General features: G+C 42.9%; 14 protein-coding genes. 1 reads left to right on the forward strand and 13 read right to left on the reverse strand.

The window, feature by feature from the left end; translation table 11 throughout:
- The 13 genes from OTG27_RS08550 to OTG27_RS08610 form a co-directional block, all read right to left on the reverse strand.
- Complete coding sequence (locus OTG27_RS08550) at positions 1–750, reverse strand: Stp1/IreP family PP2C-type Ser/Thr phosphatase (protein WP_034313784.1); 750 nt, start codon at positions 748–750, stop codon at positions 1–3.
- Between the two features lie 4 nt (positions 751–754).
- A complete protein-coding gene (rlmN, locus tag OTG27_RS08555) occupies positions 755–1,849 on the reverse strand; it encodes a dual-specificity RNA methyltransferase RlmN (protein ID WP_268936711.1) in 1,095 nt (364 codons plus the stop codon).
- On the reverse strand, positions 1,849–3,201 hold the full coding sequence (gene rsmB, locus OTG27_RS08560) for a 16S rRNA (cytosine(967)-C(5))-methyltransferase RsmB (RefSeq protein WP_057278424.1): 1,353 nt from the start codon (positions 3,199–3,201) through the stop codon (positions 1,849–1,851). The genes rlmN and rsmB overlap by 1 nt, the downstream gene beginning before the upstream one ends.
- On the reverse strand, positions 3,188–4,147 hold the full coding sequence (gene fmt / locus OTG27_RS08565; RefSeq protein WP_057278425.1) for a methionyl-tRNA formyltransferase: 960 nt from the start codon (positions 4,145–4,147) through the stop codon (positions 3,188–3,190). Before fmt ends, rsmB begins: the two co-directional genes overlap by 14 nt.
- Positions 4,144–4,629 carry a peptide deformylase gene (def, locus tag OTG27_RS08570; RefSeq protein WP_268936712.1) on the reverse strand — a complete coding sequence of 162 codons (486 nt, stop codon included), beginning with the start codon at positions 4,627–4,629 and terminating at the stop codon, positions 4,144–4,146. The genes fmt and def overlap by 4 nt, the downstream gene beginning before the upstream one ends.
- 95 nt (positions 4,630–4,724) lie before the next feature.
- Entirely contained in the window at positions 4,725–7,136 is a 2,412-nt protein-coding gene (gene priA / locus OTG27_RS08575) for a primosomal protein N' (protein WP_268936713.1), read from the reverse strand.
- A gap of 6 nt (positions 7,137–7,142) precedes the next feature.
- Positions 7,143–8,351, reverse strand: coding sequence for a bifunctional phosphopantothenoylcysteine decarboxylase/phosphopantothenate--cysteine ligase CoaBC (coaBC, locus tag OTG27_RS08580; RefSeq protein WP_268936714.1), 1,209 nt, complete (start codon positions 8,349–8,351; stop codon positions 7,143–7,145).
- Between the two features lie 226 nt (positions 8,352–8,577).
- The gene (gene rpoZ, locus OTG27_RS08585; protein ID WP_034313807.1) at positions 8,578–8,781 is read right to left on the reverse strand and encodes a DNA-directed RNA polymerase subunit omega; all 204 of its coding nucleotides are present in this window, start codon (positions 8,779–8,781) and stop codon (positions 8,578–8,580) included.
- Positions 8,782–8,784: 3 nt separating this feature from the next.
- Entirely contained in the window at positions 8,785–9,399 is a 615-nt protein-coding gene (gene gmk / locus OTG27_RS08590; protein ID WP_034313809.1) for a guanylate kinase, read from the reverse strand.
- A 10-nt stretch (positions 9,400–9,409) separates the two neighbouring features.
- Positions 9,410–9,673 (reverse strand): extracellular matrix/biofilm regulator RemA, encoded by a 264-nt coding sequence (gene remA / locus OTG27_RS08595; protein WP_034313813.1) that lies wholly within the window; start codon positions 9,671–9,673, stop codon positions 9,410–9,412.
- Between the two features lie 53 nt (positions 9,674–9,726).
- Positions 9,727–10,602, reverse strand: a complete 876-nt coding sequence (locus tag OTG27_RS08600) for a YicC/YloC family endoribonuclease (RefSeq protein WP_057278429.1) — start codon at positions 10,600–10,602, stop codon at positions 9,727–9,729.
- A 157-nt stretch (positions 10,603–10,759) separates the two neighbouring features.
- On the reverse strand, positions 10,760–13,438 hold the full coding sequence (locus OTG27_RS08605; protein ID WP_268936824.1) for a calcium-translocating P-type ATPase, SERCA-type: 2,679 nt from the start codon (positions 13,436–13,438) through the stop codon (positions 10,760–10,762).
- Complete coding sequence (locus OTG27_RS08610; protein ID WP_262869245.1) at positions 13,438–13,566, reverse strand: hypothetical protein; 129 nt, start codon at positions 13,564–13,566, stop codon at positions 13,438–13,440. Before OTG27_RS08610 ends, OTG27_RS08605 begins: the two co-directional genes overlap by 1 nt.
- Positions 13,567–13,851: 285 nt before the next feature.
- Between OTG27_RS08610 and OTG27_RS08615 the strand changes: the two genes are divergently transcribed.
- Positions 13,852–15,573 (forward strand): Rqc2 family fibronectin-binding protein, encoded by a 1,722-nt coding sequence (locus OTG27_RS08615; protein WP_268936715.1) that lies wholly within the window; start codon positions 13,852–13,854, stop codon positions 15,571–15,573.
- Positions 15,574–15,603: the final 30 nt, after the last annotated feature.

Below are 15,603 nucleotides of genomic sequence, written 5' to 3' on the forward strand. Positions count from 1 at the left end.
TCACCTGCTTTCACTTTCTTCAGTAAATTGAACAAGCACAAGGGTGATATTATCTTCCCCACCGTAGTGATTGGCCTTATCTATTAATGAATTCGCCTTTTCTTCAAGTGACTGTGCATTGGTTACCGTTTCTTCCAGTTCCAGTTCACTCACTTTATTCGTCAATCCGTCCGAACAAAGCAATAGTAAATCATTTTCTTCGAAGATGACCGTCATAATGTCCATTTCCACTTGCATTTCTGTCCCCAAGGCTCGTAATAAAACATTTTTCCGTGGATGGTTTTCGGCATCTTCTTTCGAAATCTGACCGGAACGGACCAATTCATTAACGAGTGAATGATCTTCCGTGACCTGCTTAAAACCACTCTCATTATACAAATAACACCGGCTGTCCCCGATGTTGGCAATGGTAGCAAACTTGTCGGTGCAAATGGCTGCAACAATGGTTGTCCCCATGCCCTTACATTCCGTATTCGCTTCTGCATGTTCAAAAAGCAACTGATTGACCGTGAAGATTTGCTGCTTAAGCCAATCTTCGGCATCATTTGCCGTTTCGATTCCGGTGGATACTTCCCAGCCCTTTTTCAGAAGGTCTATCGTCATTGCACTGGCTACATCCCCGGCACGGTGGCCGCCCATGCCATCTGCAACGATGGCAAGGCGAACGCCTTCCGAGTTCTTAAAGATTCCGCCATTATCTTCATTATGCTGGCGGACTTTTCCACGGTCTGTCTTAAATATTGCCCTCATAGGGTCACCTCGTCTCTTCTTTGCGCTCCTTGGCCCGAAGCTGGCCGCAGGCTGCGTCAATATCACTGCCTTGTTCCCTTCGGATCGTTACATTAATGCCGCGCTTCTTCAATGTTTTTTCAAACTCAAAAATCTGGTCCCGAGGTGTTCGTACATAGTTGCGTTCCGGTACATAGTTAACCGGTATTAAGTTCACATGGCATTTTATCCCTTTTATTAAAGCTGCTAATTCTTCAGCGTGCTCCACTGAATCATTTTCGCCACCGAATAGACCATATTCAAAACTTACACGGCGGCCTGTTTTTTCTGTATAGTATTTGATGGCCTCAATCAGGTCTGGAAGTTTGTAGGCCTTATTGATCGGCATCAATTTACTTCTCAATTCCGTATTCGGTGCATGAAGGGAAACAGCAAAGTTTATTTGCATGCTTTCTTCGGCAAACTTATAGATTTTAGGAATGATTCCACTTGTGGAAACGGTAATATGACGCGCCCCGATGTTCAAGCCCTTTTCATGGTTTATATTCTTCAAGAATGACATCATATTATCGTAGTTATCAAACGGTTCACCGATTCCCATGATAACGACGGAACTGACACGCTCTTCCGACTCATCAAGTGCTTGCTGAACTTTAACGACCTGGGCAACAATTTCCCCTGATTCAAGATTCCGCTTTAAACCGCCAAGTGTCGAAGCACAGAATGTACAGCCAATTCTGCATCCTACCTGCGTTGTCACGCAAATGGAGTTTCCGTATTCATGACGCATCAGCACCGTTTCAATCGAATATCCATCTTGGAGTTCAAATAAAAACTTCATCGTTCCGTCATTGGACGTTTGCTGAATCAAAGTCTTCAATGTTGTGAAGGTGAATTGCGACTCCAACTTATCCCGTAATGATTTCGAAAGGTTGGACATATCTTCAAAACTGGAGACACGCTTTTTATAAAGCCAGTCATATACTTGCTCGGCCCGGAATGCCTTCTCTCCATTTTGAACAAGCCATTCTTTAATTTGGTGAAGCTCCAATGAGTAGATTGATGGTTTTTCTGGTGTCGTGTCTTTTCTTACTCTAGATGATTTAGTGATTTCTGCCATTACAGCACCTTCTTTCTAAAACTCGCAATAAAGAATCCGTCACTGCTAAAATATTGCGGAAAAACTTGCAGCGTATGACCCTCGATATATGGCTGAACGCTTTCAGGCATTCTTGTGGACAAGGTTGCATCGCTTTCAAAATCCGGATGGCTTTCCAAAAATGCTGCAGCGACTTTGTCATTTTCTTCTTTATCCACCGTACAGGTACTATATACTAACCGTCCTCCTTGCTTAACAAGCGGGGCAGCCGATTCCAATAATTGTTGTTGTATACTTGAGAGTTTCATTATATCATCTTTTGTTTTAGTATACTTTACATCAGGTTTCCGGCGCATGACTCCCAACCCGGAACATGGTGCATCGATCAGGACCCTGTCAAACCCTTCTTTATTAAAGTGCTCTTGCACTTTTCTGCTATCAAGGGCCATTGTCTTAATATTGTTTCTGAGTTTTAGGCGCTCCGCCTGCTCTTTAATCAGCTTGACCTTATGTTCATGAAGGTCGAGTGCATATACTTGTCCTGTGGTCAAGCCTTCTGCGATATGGGTCGTTTTCCCTCCAGGTGCAGCACAGCAATCGAGCACAGCATCATTTTCATTCGCACCCAATGCATGGGCAACTAGCATTGAACTCTCGTCCTGAATCGATAAATACCCCATTTTATAGCTTTCTGAATGAGCAAGATTCCCTTTATAGCTGACGATTGCTTCGGGAACGACTTCACTCGCTTCAACATCATATCCTTCTTCCGTTAAGATGCTGATCAGTTCACGGCGTGAGATCTTTTTTAAATTAACACGTCCTGTCTGTAGTGGCGCAGTTAAGTTGATTTCACACATTTCCTTGGTTTTTTCATAGCCAAATTGCTCTACCCAACGCTGGACCAGCCAAATAGGATGACTCACTTCTATGGAAAGCCGTTCCAGATCATTTTTAATTTCCTCTAAAGAAGGAACACCATTTCTTTGAATATTACGAAGCACACCATTGACCATCGAAGAGGTGCCCTTGTGTCCGCGCTTTTTGGAAATTTCTACGGCCTCGAAAATGATTGCATGATCAGGCACTTTATCTAAATAGACCATTTGGTAAACGGAAAGTCTAAGTAAATTGATGACCCAGCTTTGCGTTTTTTTAGGTTGTTTAATAAACGGGTTCAAAAAATAATCCAAAGTCATTTTCCGCTGGATGGTACCGTAGCTAATCTCTGTAAGCAAACCGCTGTCCACGGCGGATAACTGGTGCTTTTTAATCAAGTTGTTCAATAATAGGTTACTGTAGGATTGGTTTTTCTCTACAGATTCCAAAATATCGAGAGCGATTTCACGTACTCCCTTTTTAGTTTGCTTCATTCTGTTCTCCTAACTTCATGCCTGCTTTAATGAACGATCCGGCTCCGCGCAAGTAATCTTTCGCCGGCATTTTTTTCTTTCCTGAAGGCTGCAGTTCTGTTACTAGTATTGCCGTCTCATTGCCTGTCGAAACGATGAAACCATCATTTTGCACCTCAACGATCGTGCCCGGCAAGGCCTGCTTGCCAGCTTCTAATTTCTTTACTTGCCATATTTTCATAATGGAACCGTCTAAGGTTGTATAAGCAACAGGCCAAGGATTCAGGCCGCGTACATGGTTATAGATGTCTTCCCCTGATTTCGACCAGTCGATTTTTTCCTCCGACCGTTTGATGTTAGGCGCAAAAGATGCTTTAGCATCATCTTGCTTGATTGCCTGTAACTCTTCATTTATAAGTTTCGGAAGTGTCTCCGCAAGTAAATCCGACCCTACCTTGCTTAATTTATCATGCAGTGTACCAACATTGTCTTCTTCCTCTATAGTAACTTCCGCCTGAGTCAATATATCACCGGCATCCAATTTTTCTGCCATATACATGATGGTTATCCCAGTCTTTTCTTTCCCCTGTAAAATGGAATAATGAATTGGCGCCCCTCCACGCAGTTCAGGAAGCAGGGAGGCATGTACATTAATACAACCGTACTTAGGGGCATCCAACAATTCATTCGGAAGAATTTGTCCGAATGCCGCCGTCACCACTAAATCAGCATTCAATGCAATGATTTTTTCAAGTTCTTCTTTTTCCCGGATTTTTTCAGGCTGATAAACGGGTATCCCATGCTTTTCGGCTTCGACTTTAACTGGAGGCGGCGTAAGCACCTTTTTGCGGCCCACTGGACGATCTGGCTGTGTGACAACAGCGATCACATCATACCCTTCATCAATGATTCTTTTCAATACCGGCACCGAAAAGTCCGGTGTACCCATAAAAATTATTTTTGTCATTCTTCTCCATACCTTTCTAACTCTTCTTCCGAAATATACCGGGAAACCTTACTTGTAAATAAGACTCCTTGCAGATGATCGATTTCGTGTAGAAGGGCCCTTGCAAGGAAATCCTCCGCTTCTATCTCGAAAAAAGATCCTTTTCGGTCTTGTGCACGGACTTTGACACGATAAGGACGCACTACTTCACCATATAAACTCGGGAAGCTCAAGCATCCTTCAACACCTGTCTGTTCTCCTTCCAATTCCAGCACTTCCGGATTAATCAGTTCGATTGCACCTGATCCTTCCTCTATTTCAACGACGGCCACTTGCTTTTTCACGCCAACTTGAGGTGCTGCAAGTCCAACGCCATCCGCCTCCACCATCGTTTCATACATGTTATTTAACAGCTTTGCCAACTTTTTATCAAAACTTGTTACTTTATCGCATTTTTGTTGTAAAATTTTTTCAGGAAACAAAACAATCGGTAAAATAGCCAAAATTAAAGGTACCCTCCTAGATATGAAAAACAACACTTCATTATATAAAAACGCAAGCTGTTACAGCTCGCGGTAATCATCCATCTCTAAAATAATTACATCATGATCTGTGGATTTAAATCTATTGAAATCTGCAGATGATTTTGAGCGGTTTCTTTTTGGTAATGCTCTAAAAGTGTGCGTAAATGCTGATTCAGGTCCGGCTCTCGTTTGTATTTTATCAGACATTGATAGCGATATCTATTGTTGATTCGACTAATGGGCGAAGCAACCGGACCTAGTACGACAGAATCCCGATTCAATCGCGAGCCTAAATAATTGGTGATTTTCTCAGTAACACTCACCGTCTTCATTAAATCTTCATGTGAAACGGTTATGAGGACAACATAATAATATGGAGGGTAATGACTTTGCCTCCTTAGATACATCTCCCGTTCATAAAAAGCATCATAATCCTGCAGGGCAGAAAGCTCGATGCTGTAGTGCTCAGGCGTATAGGTTTGGATGACCACTTCTCCCGGAAGCTGATGACGTCCCGCCCTTCCGCTGACCTGCGTCAGCAGCTGAAATGTCTTTTCCGAAGAACGGAAATCAGGCAGATGTAGCATCGTATCGGCTGAAAGGACTCCAACAAGAGTGATATTAGGAAAATCAAGGCCCTTGGCTATCATTTGGGTGCCTAGCAATATATCCGCTTTTCCTTCACCAAAGGCATTCAGCAATCGCTCATGTGAACCCTTCTTACTCGTCGTGTCAACATCCATTCGTATGACCCTTGCTTCAGGCAGGATTTTTGCAAGCTCTTCTTCAACCTTTTGAGTTCCTGTACCAAAGAACCTTATATGTTCACTTTCACATTCAGGGCAAACGGAAGGCATTCCCTCTTCAAACCCACAATAATGGCATTTCATTATATCATTAAAGCGATGATATGTAAGTGAAATGTCACAATTAGGGCAGTTGATGACCAATCCGCAGCTTCGACACATCACAAAGGAAGAATGCCCCCTTTTATTTAGCATCAGGACAGTTTGCTCACCCTTCTCAAGCCGGTCTTTCAGCTTGGTAAAGAGCAGCTCCGAAAACATGGAACGATTTCCCGTTCTTAGTTCTTCCCTCATATCTACAATATCCACTGCTGGCAAAGCATTTTTATTCATCCTCTGGCTAAGGGTCAATAATTTATAGACATTTTTCTTGGCTCGAGCAAAAGATTCAAGTGTAGGTGTGGCGCTGCCAAGAATAACCGGACAACCATATGATTTTGCTCTTTCAATGGCAACATCCCTAGCATGGTACCTTGGTGTTTCTTCTTGCTTATAACTGGATTCATGCTCTTCGTCAATGATGACCAGCCCCAGGCTTTCAAAAGGAGCAAACACGGCAGAACGCGCCCCGACCACCACTTTTACTTCTTTGCGGTGAATTTTACGCCATTCATCATATTTTTCACCTACGGATAAACCGCTATGCATGACAGCTACCTGCTCCCCAAATCGTTCCTTAAACCTCTTCACCGTCTGTGGCGTCAAGGAGATTTCAGGTACAAGCATGATGGCTTCCTTCCCTTTTTCAATGACAGAGGCAATTGCCTGTAAATACACTTCCGTCTTCCCGCTGCCGGTTACACCATATAAAAGGAAGACATCATGTTCATCATGATGTATTTTCTCTTGGATCGGCTTTAATGCAGCGGCTTGTTCAGCTGTCAGTGTAAAGGGAATGGATTTTTCGAACACACGGTTTTCATAAGGATCACGGTATACTTCTTGATCCATTTCAGCCAAGGCCCCTTTTGAAACTAGGGATTTGACGGTACCGCTTGATGTGTTCATCAATTCAAGCAATTCCTTTAACGGGATGGGTTCTTGATGTTCAATAAAGTATTGAAGGAGTTCCTGTTGTTTTTTTGCATGGCTGGATATGGCTGATGCCATTTCTTTCAGTTCCATAGGGGAAAGCAAAGATTTAATGACTCGGACCGTCTTCTTGTTAAGTCGGTTTTTCACATTGTATTCGAGCTCAAGATTGCCATTTTGCATTTCCTTTTGGACCAGTGAGGCATTCTCTCCTTCAATCACGTCTTTCCAAGATAGTGAATCACTTTTTCCGAAAAGGTTTTGAATGGAGGGAGGGATCTGGTCCTTTTTATCTTCAACGACTTTAATGACTTTTTCATACTTTGCTTTCATCGCTGCCGGAAGCATGGCCTGTAGCGCTGAAATTTTAAAACACATCGCCTCCTTGGTCAACCAGTCACCTAGCTGAAGCAATTCATCATTGATGATGGGCTCCAAATCCATTGGTTCCTTTATAAAGCGTAATTTCGCAAAGTCGCTTTTAACTTTTAAGCCTGTGACGAACCCCTGCACCATTCTTGGACCGAATGGGACGATGACTCTCATTCCGGGCTTGATGACTTGGTTCCACTTTTCAGGGATGCGATAGTCGAATTCTCGATCCGTTTGTTTAGCAGGTACATCCACGATGACGGATGCTATATCCATAAGACATCATTCCTTTTGCTTGCGAGATACTTCTGCCAGGATGCTTTTAGCTACATCCGCTTTACTCATTTTTGGAAGTTCGGTCGCACTTCCATCTTTATCGTAAATGGTCACGATGTTCGTATCCGTTCCAAATCCTGCCCCTGCAACGGTAACATTATTGGCAACGATCATATCTGCATTCTTTTTAACCAATTTTCCTCTTGCGTATTCTTCAACGTTGTTCGTTTCAGCCGCAAAGCCCACCAAAATCTGATGCGTTTTATTTTCACCGAGTTCCTTTAGAATATCCTTTGTCCGTTCAAATTCAATCACATTTTCCCCTGGCTGCTTTTTCATCTTTCGAGTATGATAGACCTTCGGTTTATAATCCGCCACTGCAGCGGTCATGATTACGACATCACTGGCAGCGAACTGATCGAATACCGCATCATACATATCTGCTGCTGATTCCACTGGTATTACTCTGGCCTTGGGAGGTGGCGTCAAGTTCACTGGGCCGGTAATCAATGTCACCTCAGCGCCCATTTCAATTGCCGCTTCGGCTAAGGCATAGCCCATTTTGCCGCTAGAATGGTTCGTCACAAAACGCACCGGATCAATCGCTTCACGTGTCGGTCCTGCCGTTATTAAATATTTCTTTCCTTTAAGAGGCTGTTGCTGTAATTTGCGTTCATTGAAATATCGATTAAGATGTTCTACGATTGTTTCAGGTTCCTCCAATCGCCCTTTCCCTACATATCCGCAGGCCAAGTACCCTTCACCCGGTTCAATGAATTGATATCCAAACGACCGAAGTGTCTCCATATTTTTCTGAACCGCTGGATGTGCGTACATGTGCACGTTCATTGCCGGCGCAACCCAAACAGGTGCTTCCGTTGCCAATAGGGTGGTCGTGATCATATCATCCGCGATTCCATTGGCTACTTTGCCAATGACATTGGCTGTAGCTGGAGCCAACAGGATGATATCAGCCCAATCAGCCAAGTCGATGTGGGCAATGACTGAAGAATCCTTCTCATCAAAAGTATCTGTGTACACATCATTTCTCGAAAGTGCTTGAAAGGTGAGCGGCGTCACGAACTTACGTGCCGATTCACTCATGATCACTTTAACATGCGCACTTTCCTGAGTTAATTTACTTGTCAGGGCAGCAGCCTTATATACAGCAATCCCGCCGGTGACACAAAGAAGTACTTTTTTATCGATAAGCATGCAAATTTCCCCTAACTATACATTCTATTCTTTCTAATTATGACGGAAAACCGAAGAAATTTCATTTGAAATGCGCAATAACCTATGGATTCCCCCAAACATTACTTTTAAAAAAATCAAAACAAACAGGCCTGACACCTTGGCCGCAGGAAGGAGGCACTTTCCAAATGTAACGCTCCTGTTTGCTTTAGGGTGTCAGGCCCGATAGGTCAAGCTCTGTGTTCTCTTAGTTTTCCTCGTAAGAATTATCGTAAGTCAATTTACCGGAATGAATTTCTTCAAGGGCACGACCTACCGATTTATGGGAAACCGGTTTTATAAGGCAATTATCTTTAATTTGCATTTCCCTGGCGCGTTTAGCTGCCACCGATACAAGTGAGTATTTAGAATCGATTTTAAGTAATAGAGAATCAATTGATGGATATAACATGATTTATTCCGCCTCCAACATTTTTTTATATAAAACTGCAACTCTTTCCCGACGGCAATGCTCGGCAATTACAATTGCATTAATTCTAGCACATGCTGCATCCACATGATCATTTTCAACAACATAATCGTACAGATCCATAAGTTCTATTTCTTCCTTGGCCACTTTCATCCGGCCTTTTATCGCTTCCTCCGTCTCGGTTCCGCGAGTAACGATGCGGCTTTCGAGTTCAGTCAAACTCGGAGGAGCAAGGAAAATGAAAAGTCCTTCAGGGAACTTCTCCCGGACCTGTTTAGCTCCTTGAACTTCTATTTCCAGAAATACATCTTTTCCGGAATCGATTGTTTCACGGACATAATCCACGGGTGTTCCATAATAATTACCGACGAACTCAGCATATTCCAGCAATTTGCCTTCTTCGATCAGTGCTTCGAATTCCTCGCGTTTTTTGAAGAAATAGTCCACTCCGTCCACTTCACCATGGCGAGGCAGCCTTGTCGTCATCGAAATTGAATATTCGAATGCCGTTCCTGGCTGAGAAAAAATCGCCTTCCTAACAGTTCCTTTACCAACACCGGATGGTCCGGACAAAACGATTAATAAACCTTTTTCTCTCATATTGTTTCAGTTACCCCTCTTCTACGCTGTCATCTCTATCTTGTAGCCGTGCAGCAACCGTTTCCGGTTGAACGGCAGATAAGATAACATGGTCGCTGTCTGTAATTATAACGGCCCTGGTTCTTCTGCCATATGTAGCATCTATTAAGGATCCGCGATCTCGGGCGTCTTGGATGATCCTTTTTATCGGAGCCGATTCAGGGCTCACGATGGATACGATCCGGTTCGCGGAAACGATATTCCCAAAACCAATATTAATGAGCTTAATTGACATTTTTGTCCCCCATTCATATCTATTGTCACCTTGTTAGGTTCATCATAAACCGACTACTCGATATTTTGAACCTGTTCCTTTAATTTTTCAAGCAAACTTTTCATTTCCACCACATCTTTCGTAATGGCCGAATCATTTGCCTTTGATCCAATCGTATTGACTTCCCTATTCATTTCCTGGACAAGGAAGTCAAGTTTCCTTCCAATTGGTTCACTATGGGTAAGGGTCCTTGAGAATTGCTGTAAATGGCTATCGAGTCTGGTCAGTTCTTCATTTATATCACATTTATCTGCAAAAATGGCCGCTTCTGTCACAATACGGCTATCTTCAATCAAACCATCAGTCAACTCGGCCAGTTTGATTTCCAATCGGGCTTTATATTTTTCGACGACTGAAGGTGCATGCATTTTGACTCCTGCTACAATCTCACCAAACTTTTCAAGCTGGCGTTTCATGTCCGAGGCAAGTTCCTGACCTTCGAGATCCCGCATTTTTTTCAGATTTTCCAATGCCCCCGTGACGGCCTTCATTAAAAGGGATTCCAAATCGGCAGGAACCGCAGGTACTTCTTCCGTCATGAAAATCGATTCAAGTTGCAGCATATCCTGTAATGTAATTGAACTTTCCAGATTGTATTTTCCCTTGACTTCATCCATCAATCCCACATATTGATCAGCAAGATCCCAATCGATCTTCACCTTTTTGGAAACCAGGCTCTCACCTTCCACTGTAATGAAGATTTCCACCCGTCCCCTTCTTATGTATTGATTCGCCTTCTTTTTCACCTTTTCTTCCAAAACCAAAAGCTGGCGCGGCATTCGAATCGTATATTCACAAAAACGATGGTTAACGGTCTTGATTTCAGCAAAAACCCTGACCTGTTCGTTTTCCGCTTCTTCTCTTCCATAGCCCGTCATACTGGTAACCATGGTTCCACATCCTATCAAAACATAATGTAGTAATTTGGCCTTTTGACATTCATTATATATTAGCTAAAGTACGGAAACATTAGCTTACAAATAAAATACCATAAAAATAAAAAGGCAATAGAGCAAGACTCTACCACCTTAAAGATTATACCATATATCACTGTGCTTTTCTTGCTAAAAAGGTTCCAGCCAGTAAAAAAGTTGGTATGGATGCCATTCCTATTACTAATAGCCAATCCCTTCCCGAAATCGGTACTGTATGAAAGATGGTTTGTAAAGGCTGTACATACATGACGGCTACCATCAATAATAGGGAGGATAGCACTGCCCCCACTAGATAAAGGTTACCGAATGGATTTCTCGAGAAGATCGAACGTTCACTTCGGCAATCGAATACATGTATAAGCTGAGCCAAGACCAAGGTAGCGAAAGCAATCGTTTGTGCATAAGCAAGATTATCCGGATTTGCACGATATACAACATAAAATGCGATCAATGTGGAAACCCCTATCAGAAAACCGCGTGAGATGATCTTCCAGCCAAGCCCCCTTCCAAAAACACCTTCATTGGCATTTCTTGGATTTCTTTTCATTACATCTTCTTCTGCAGCATCCAGGCCCAATGCCATCGCGGGCAGTCCGTCGGTTACAAGGTTCACGAATAAGATCTGGATTGGTATCAATGGTAATGGCAAGGCACATAGCATCGCAAAAAACATGACCAAAATCTCCCCAACATTGGAGGCAAGCAGGTAACGGATGAACTTCCTGATGTTTTCGTAAATATTCCTGCCTTCTTTAATGGCCGATTTTATTGTGGCAAAGTTATCGTCAACCAATATTAAGGAAGAAGCTTCTTTAGCAACATCAGTCCCCGTGATGCCCATGGATATACCAATATCCGCTGATTTTATCGCCGGGGCATCATTGACACCATCCCCTGTCATTGCAACGACATGTCCTTTATTTTGCAAGGCTTTTACGATTTTTAACTTATGTTCCGGGGAAACTCGGGCAAATACCGAAACAGTTTCAACAACTTCCTCAAGTTCCCCGACTTCCATGTCCGCCAATTGCCGTCCTTCAAGTACACGGTCTTTTCCTTTTAAAATTCCAAGCTCTTTAGCAATTGCCTTTGCAGTTATCACATGGTCGCCTGTAATCATGACAGTTTTGATCCCGGCGTCCCTGCATTCCTTAACTGCCTGTTTCACCTCCGGACGCGGGGGATCGATCATGCCCTGAAGTCCCATGAAGGTCAAATTACGCTCAGCTTCGGTTTCATGCAGCAAAATCGTTCCTTTTGAAAGAGGTTTATAACCTACTGCAATCATTCTAAGTGCCTGCGAAGCAAGCCCATTCATGTCATGTTGCACCCTTTCCTTGCTCTCCCGATTTAATATTTCCGACCTTCCTTCCCAAAGAATCGTGTCGGACTGGGCAATCAATACGTCCGGGGCACCTTTTACGATAACGAAATGATTCTCTTTATCATCCTTCACTATGACACTCATCATTTTGCGGCTCGAGTCAAATGGAAACTCCTTTACTATCGTAAACCTCTTAGATAGGTGTTCCCTCGTCAATCCAGCTTTCATTGCCGCGACCAACATCGCCCCTTCTGTCGGATCTCCGTCTAGAATATATTGTTTACCATTTTCCTTTAACTCAGCTTTATTACAGAGCATGCCGAATGTAATTATTTGAAGCAAGGCATTATGGTTTTTCGGGGCAACTGAAACTCCATCTAAAGAAAATTCTCCGACCGGATTGTAACCAGTACCGCCGACATCCCAAGTTTTCCCTCCACTCCAAACCTTCGTCACCGTCATTTTGTTTTGTGTCAGTGTACCTGTTTTATCTGAGCAAATCACTGTTGCACAGCCAAGCGTTTCTACGGCAGGCAGCTTACGGACAATCGCTTTTTGTTTGATCATACGCTGAACACCTAAAGACAAGGCTACGGTCACAATGGCCGGCAAGCCTTCAGGAATCGCCGCAACAGCCAGAGATACCCCGGCCAAAAACATCGTATAAAGGTCATGTCCTTGAATGACACCAGTCAGGACTACGATTACAGTTAATATTAAGGCCGTGACGATCAAAATTTTACCTAGCTGCTCCAACCTCCGTTGAAGCGGTGTTTCTTTTGTTTCCGCAGTCTGCAGGAGATCCGCAATCTTTCCCATCGCCGTATTCATTCCAGTAGCGATCACGATTCCGACTCCATTCCCTCTTGTCACCATCGTTCCCATAAACGCCATATTTTCCTGATCACCGATACCTTCAACCTCATTCATCAATGGATCAGAACATTTAACGGCCGGGAGTGACTCGCCGGTAAGTGCCGACTCTTCTATTTCAAGGCTTGAATGGTCGATGATCCGTAAATCGGCACCAATACGGTCACCGCTCGAAAACTTCAGGATATCCCCAACAACCACTTCTCTCGATGGGATTTTCATCCACTGGCCATCTCGAAGCACGTTAACTTGCGGTGCAGCCATTTCCTTTAAGGCATCCAAGGATTTTTCTGCCTTCCGTTCTTGGAAAAAACCAAGTAATCCATTCAAAAAAACAATCGCCATGATGGCAATCGCATCGATATATTCACCCAATATCCCCGAAACCAATGTCGCGGCAAGTAAAACAATGACCATGAAATCTTTGAATTGGGCGAAAAATAAAAGAATGGCTGACTGTTTTTCTCCTTCCTTCAATTCGTTAAAACCATTCTTTCGCAGCCTGTCCTTTACTACATCATCGTCCAAACCGTGTGTAACGTTTGTTTGAAGCGCTTTCTCCATTTCTTGATTATTCATTTCCCTGAACTCCATCAAGTATCACACATCCCTTTGAATAGAATGAAATAGGCTCCTGTATACATCTCAACAGGCGCTTTTTGCTTTACTCTTCCAACACCTGCCTGCTTACCGATACATAAAACAACCTGCTCTTCTTCCATGATTATTCAGACTCGTCCAAAATAATGCTATAATTAAACAGAATTGCGGAAAGAAGAACGATCCGGATAATTTTTAATGAACGAACTGTAACCATGATGAATGGACCAATTTTTGTATTCACTATCTGGAAATAAAAATACATCCATTCACTGTACCTGAACTGCTGCTTTCACCCAGTTGGCTAAAAAAATTGTGATTTACTAAAATGGGCAGACGTGATGCATTTATAACGCCCGGCAAAAATGAGTTCTTAGAAAATCTTATGTAAAGGAAGTAAAAATAGAATGTCATTTGATGGATTATTTACGAAAGCGATGACGGAAGAAATCGCTTCTTTATTAGAAGGTGGACGAATCAATAAGGTACATCAGCCTTATAAAAATGAAGTAATACTGGTTGTTCGTGCTGGAGGTAAGAACCATAAGCTCTTATTATCAGCCCATCCAAGTTATTCGAGGGTGCAAATGACCGAAGAAAGTTATGAAAATCCCAAAGAGGCACCCATGTTCTGCATGCTTCTTAGGAAGCACCTCGAAGGCTATACGATAGAAAACATTTATCAATATGAACTTGATAGGATGATCATTTTTGAAGTGAAGGGCCGTAATGAGCTTGGCGATGTCTCTCAAAAGCAGTTAATCATCGAAATCATGGGGCGACACAGCAACATTGTTTTAGTAGATAAAGAACGAAATATGATTTTGGACAGCATTAAGCATGTTTCACATGCCGTCAATAGTTATCGGGCGATATTGCCCGGCCACGAGTATAAGGCTCCACCCGCACAGGAAAAGAATGATCCCTTCAAGGCTACCGAGGACGATATCAGGAAGAATATTGACTTCAATGCAGGAAAGCTGGATCGACAGCTTGTTGCCCATTTTTCAGGGGTTTCACCATTAGTTGCAAAGGAGGCCGTCTACCGGGCCGGACTTGCCAACAGCACGACCCTTCCAACAGCCTTTTTAAAGATTATCCAGGAAATCTCGGAACGGAAATATGCTGCCACGATCAAACAAGATGGAAATAAAGAAGTTTTTTATATGCTTTCACTAGAGCATCTGTCTGGGAATCAACGTACGTTTTCTTCATTGAGCGAGATGCTCGACCGCTATTACTTCGGAAAGGCAGAAAGAGATCGGGTTAAGCAAAAGAGCCAGGATGTAGAACGTTTCATTACTAATGAAATCGAAAAGAACTCAAAAAAAATCGGCAAGCTCGAACGTACATTGAAAGATACGGAACGCGGTGAACAGTATCAGTTGTTCGGTGAGCTGCTTACAGCTAATCTATATCAAATGAAAAAAGGCATGAAGGAAATAGAAGTCGTCAATTATTATGATGAAGAACAAAGTATGATCACCATCCCGCTTGACCCATTAAAAAATCCGTCAGATAATGCACAAAAGTACTTCTCAAGATACCAAAAGTCCAAAAATGCAGTCGGAGTCGTCCAAGAACAAATCGAAAAGACAAAATTGGAATTGGCCTACTTCGAAGCCTTGCATCAGCAGCTCCAATCAGCGTCACCCAGGGATATAGAGGAGATTCGGGAAGAACTTCAGGAAGAAGGTTACATTAGGCAAAAAAAGAAAAAAGGCATGAAAAAGCCTGCAAATGCAAAACCGCAGCTTGAAACATATTATGCTACGGATGGAGATCTCATTTTTGTCGGGAAAAATAATAAACAAAATGATTATTTAACGAACAAGTTTGCACGCCGGGATGAAATATGGCTTCATACAAAAGATATACCCGGCTCACATGTTGTGATTCGAAATGAATCGCCAAGTGAAAAAACGATAAAAGAGGCCGCCATATTAGCAGCCTTCTTCAGTAAAGCAAAGCAATCGAGTTCAGTGCCCGTTGATTTCACACAGGTTCGCCATGTTAAGAAACCGAATGGTTCCAAGCCCGGGTTCGTAATCTATGACCAGCAGCAGACCGTTTATATTACACCGGATGCCGATACTGTCATACGCTTAAAGGAAGAGGTAAAGGAGTAAAAAAATAGAGGGGGCCCAGTCCTGAGTGAT

This window comes from Peribacillus sp. AS_2, from assembly GCF_026891895.1.
Classification (GTDB): Bacteria; Bacillota; Bacilli; order Bacillales; family DSM-1321; genus Peribacillus; species Peribacillus frigoritolerans.

Bases quoted from the DNA above. Each gene is read 5' to 3' on its own strand.
- OTG27_RS08610 (WP_262869245.1), bottom strand. From the start codon at position 13,566: ATGGAAGAAGAGCAGGTTGTTTTATGTATCGGTAAGCAGGCAGGTGTT.
- OTG27_RS08600 (WP_057278429.1), bottom strand. From the start codon at position 10,602: ATGGTTACCAGTATGACGGGCTATGGAAGAGAAGAAGCGGAAAACGAA.
- rpoZ (WP_034313807.1), bottom strand. From the start codon at position 8,781: ATGTTATATCCATCAATTGATTCTCTATTACTTAAAATCGATTCTAAA.
- OTG27_RS08605 (WP_268936824.1), bottom strand. From the start codon at position 13,438: ATGGAGTTCAGGGAAATGAATAATCAAGAAATGGAGAAAGCGCTTCAA.
- OTG27_RS08615 (WP_268936715.1), top strand. From the start codon at position 13,852: ATGTCATTTGATGGATTATTTACGAAAGCGATGACGGAAGAAATCGCT.
- rsmB (WP_057278424.1), bottom strand. From the start codon at position 3,201: ATGAAGCAAACTAAAAAGGGAGTACGTGAAATCGCTCTCGATATTTTG.
- coaBC (WP_268936714.1), bottom strand. From the start codon at position 8,351: ATGCTTATCGATAAAAAAGTACTTCTTTGTGTCACCGGCGGGATTGCT.
- fmt (WP_057278425.1), bottom strand. From the start codon at position 4,147: ATGACAAAAATAATTTTTATGGGTACACCGGACTTTTCGGTGCCGGTA.
- rlmN (WP_268936711.1), bottom strand. From the start codon at position 1,849: ATGGCAGAAATCACTAAATCATCTAGAGTAAGAAAAGACACGACACCA.
- priA (WP_268936713.1), bottom strand. From the start codon at position 7,136: ATGGATATAGCATCCGTCATCGTGGATGTACCTGCTAAACAAACGGAT.
- OTG27_RS08550 (WP_034313784.1), bottom strand. From the start codon at position 750: ATGAGGGCAATATTTAAGACAGACCGTGGAAAAGTCCGCCAGCATAAT.
- gmk (WP_034313809.1), bottom strand. From the start codon at position 9,399: ATGAGAGAAAAAGGTTTATTAATCGTTTTGTCCGGACCATCCGGTGTT.
- remA (WP_034313813.1), bottom strand. From the start codon at position 9,673: ATGTCAATTAAGCTCATTAATATTGGTTTTGGGAATATCGTTTCCGCG.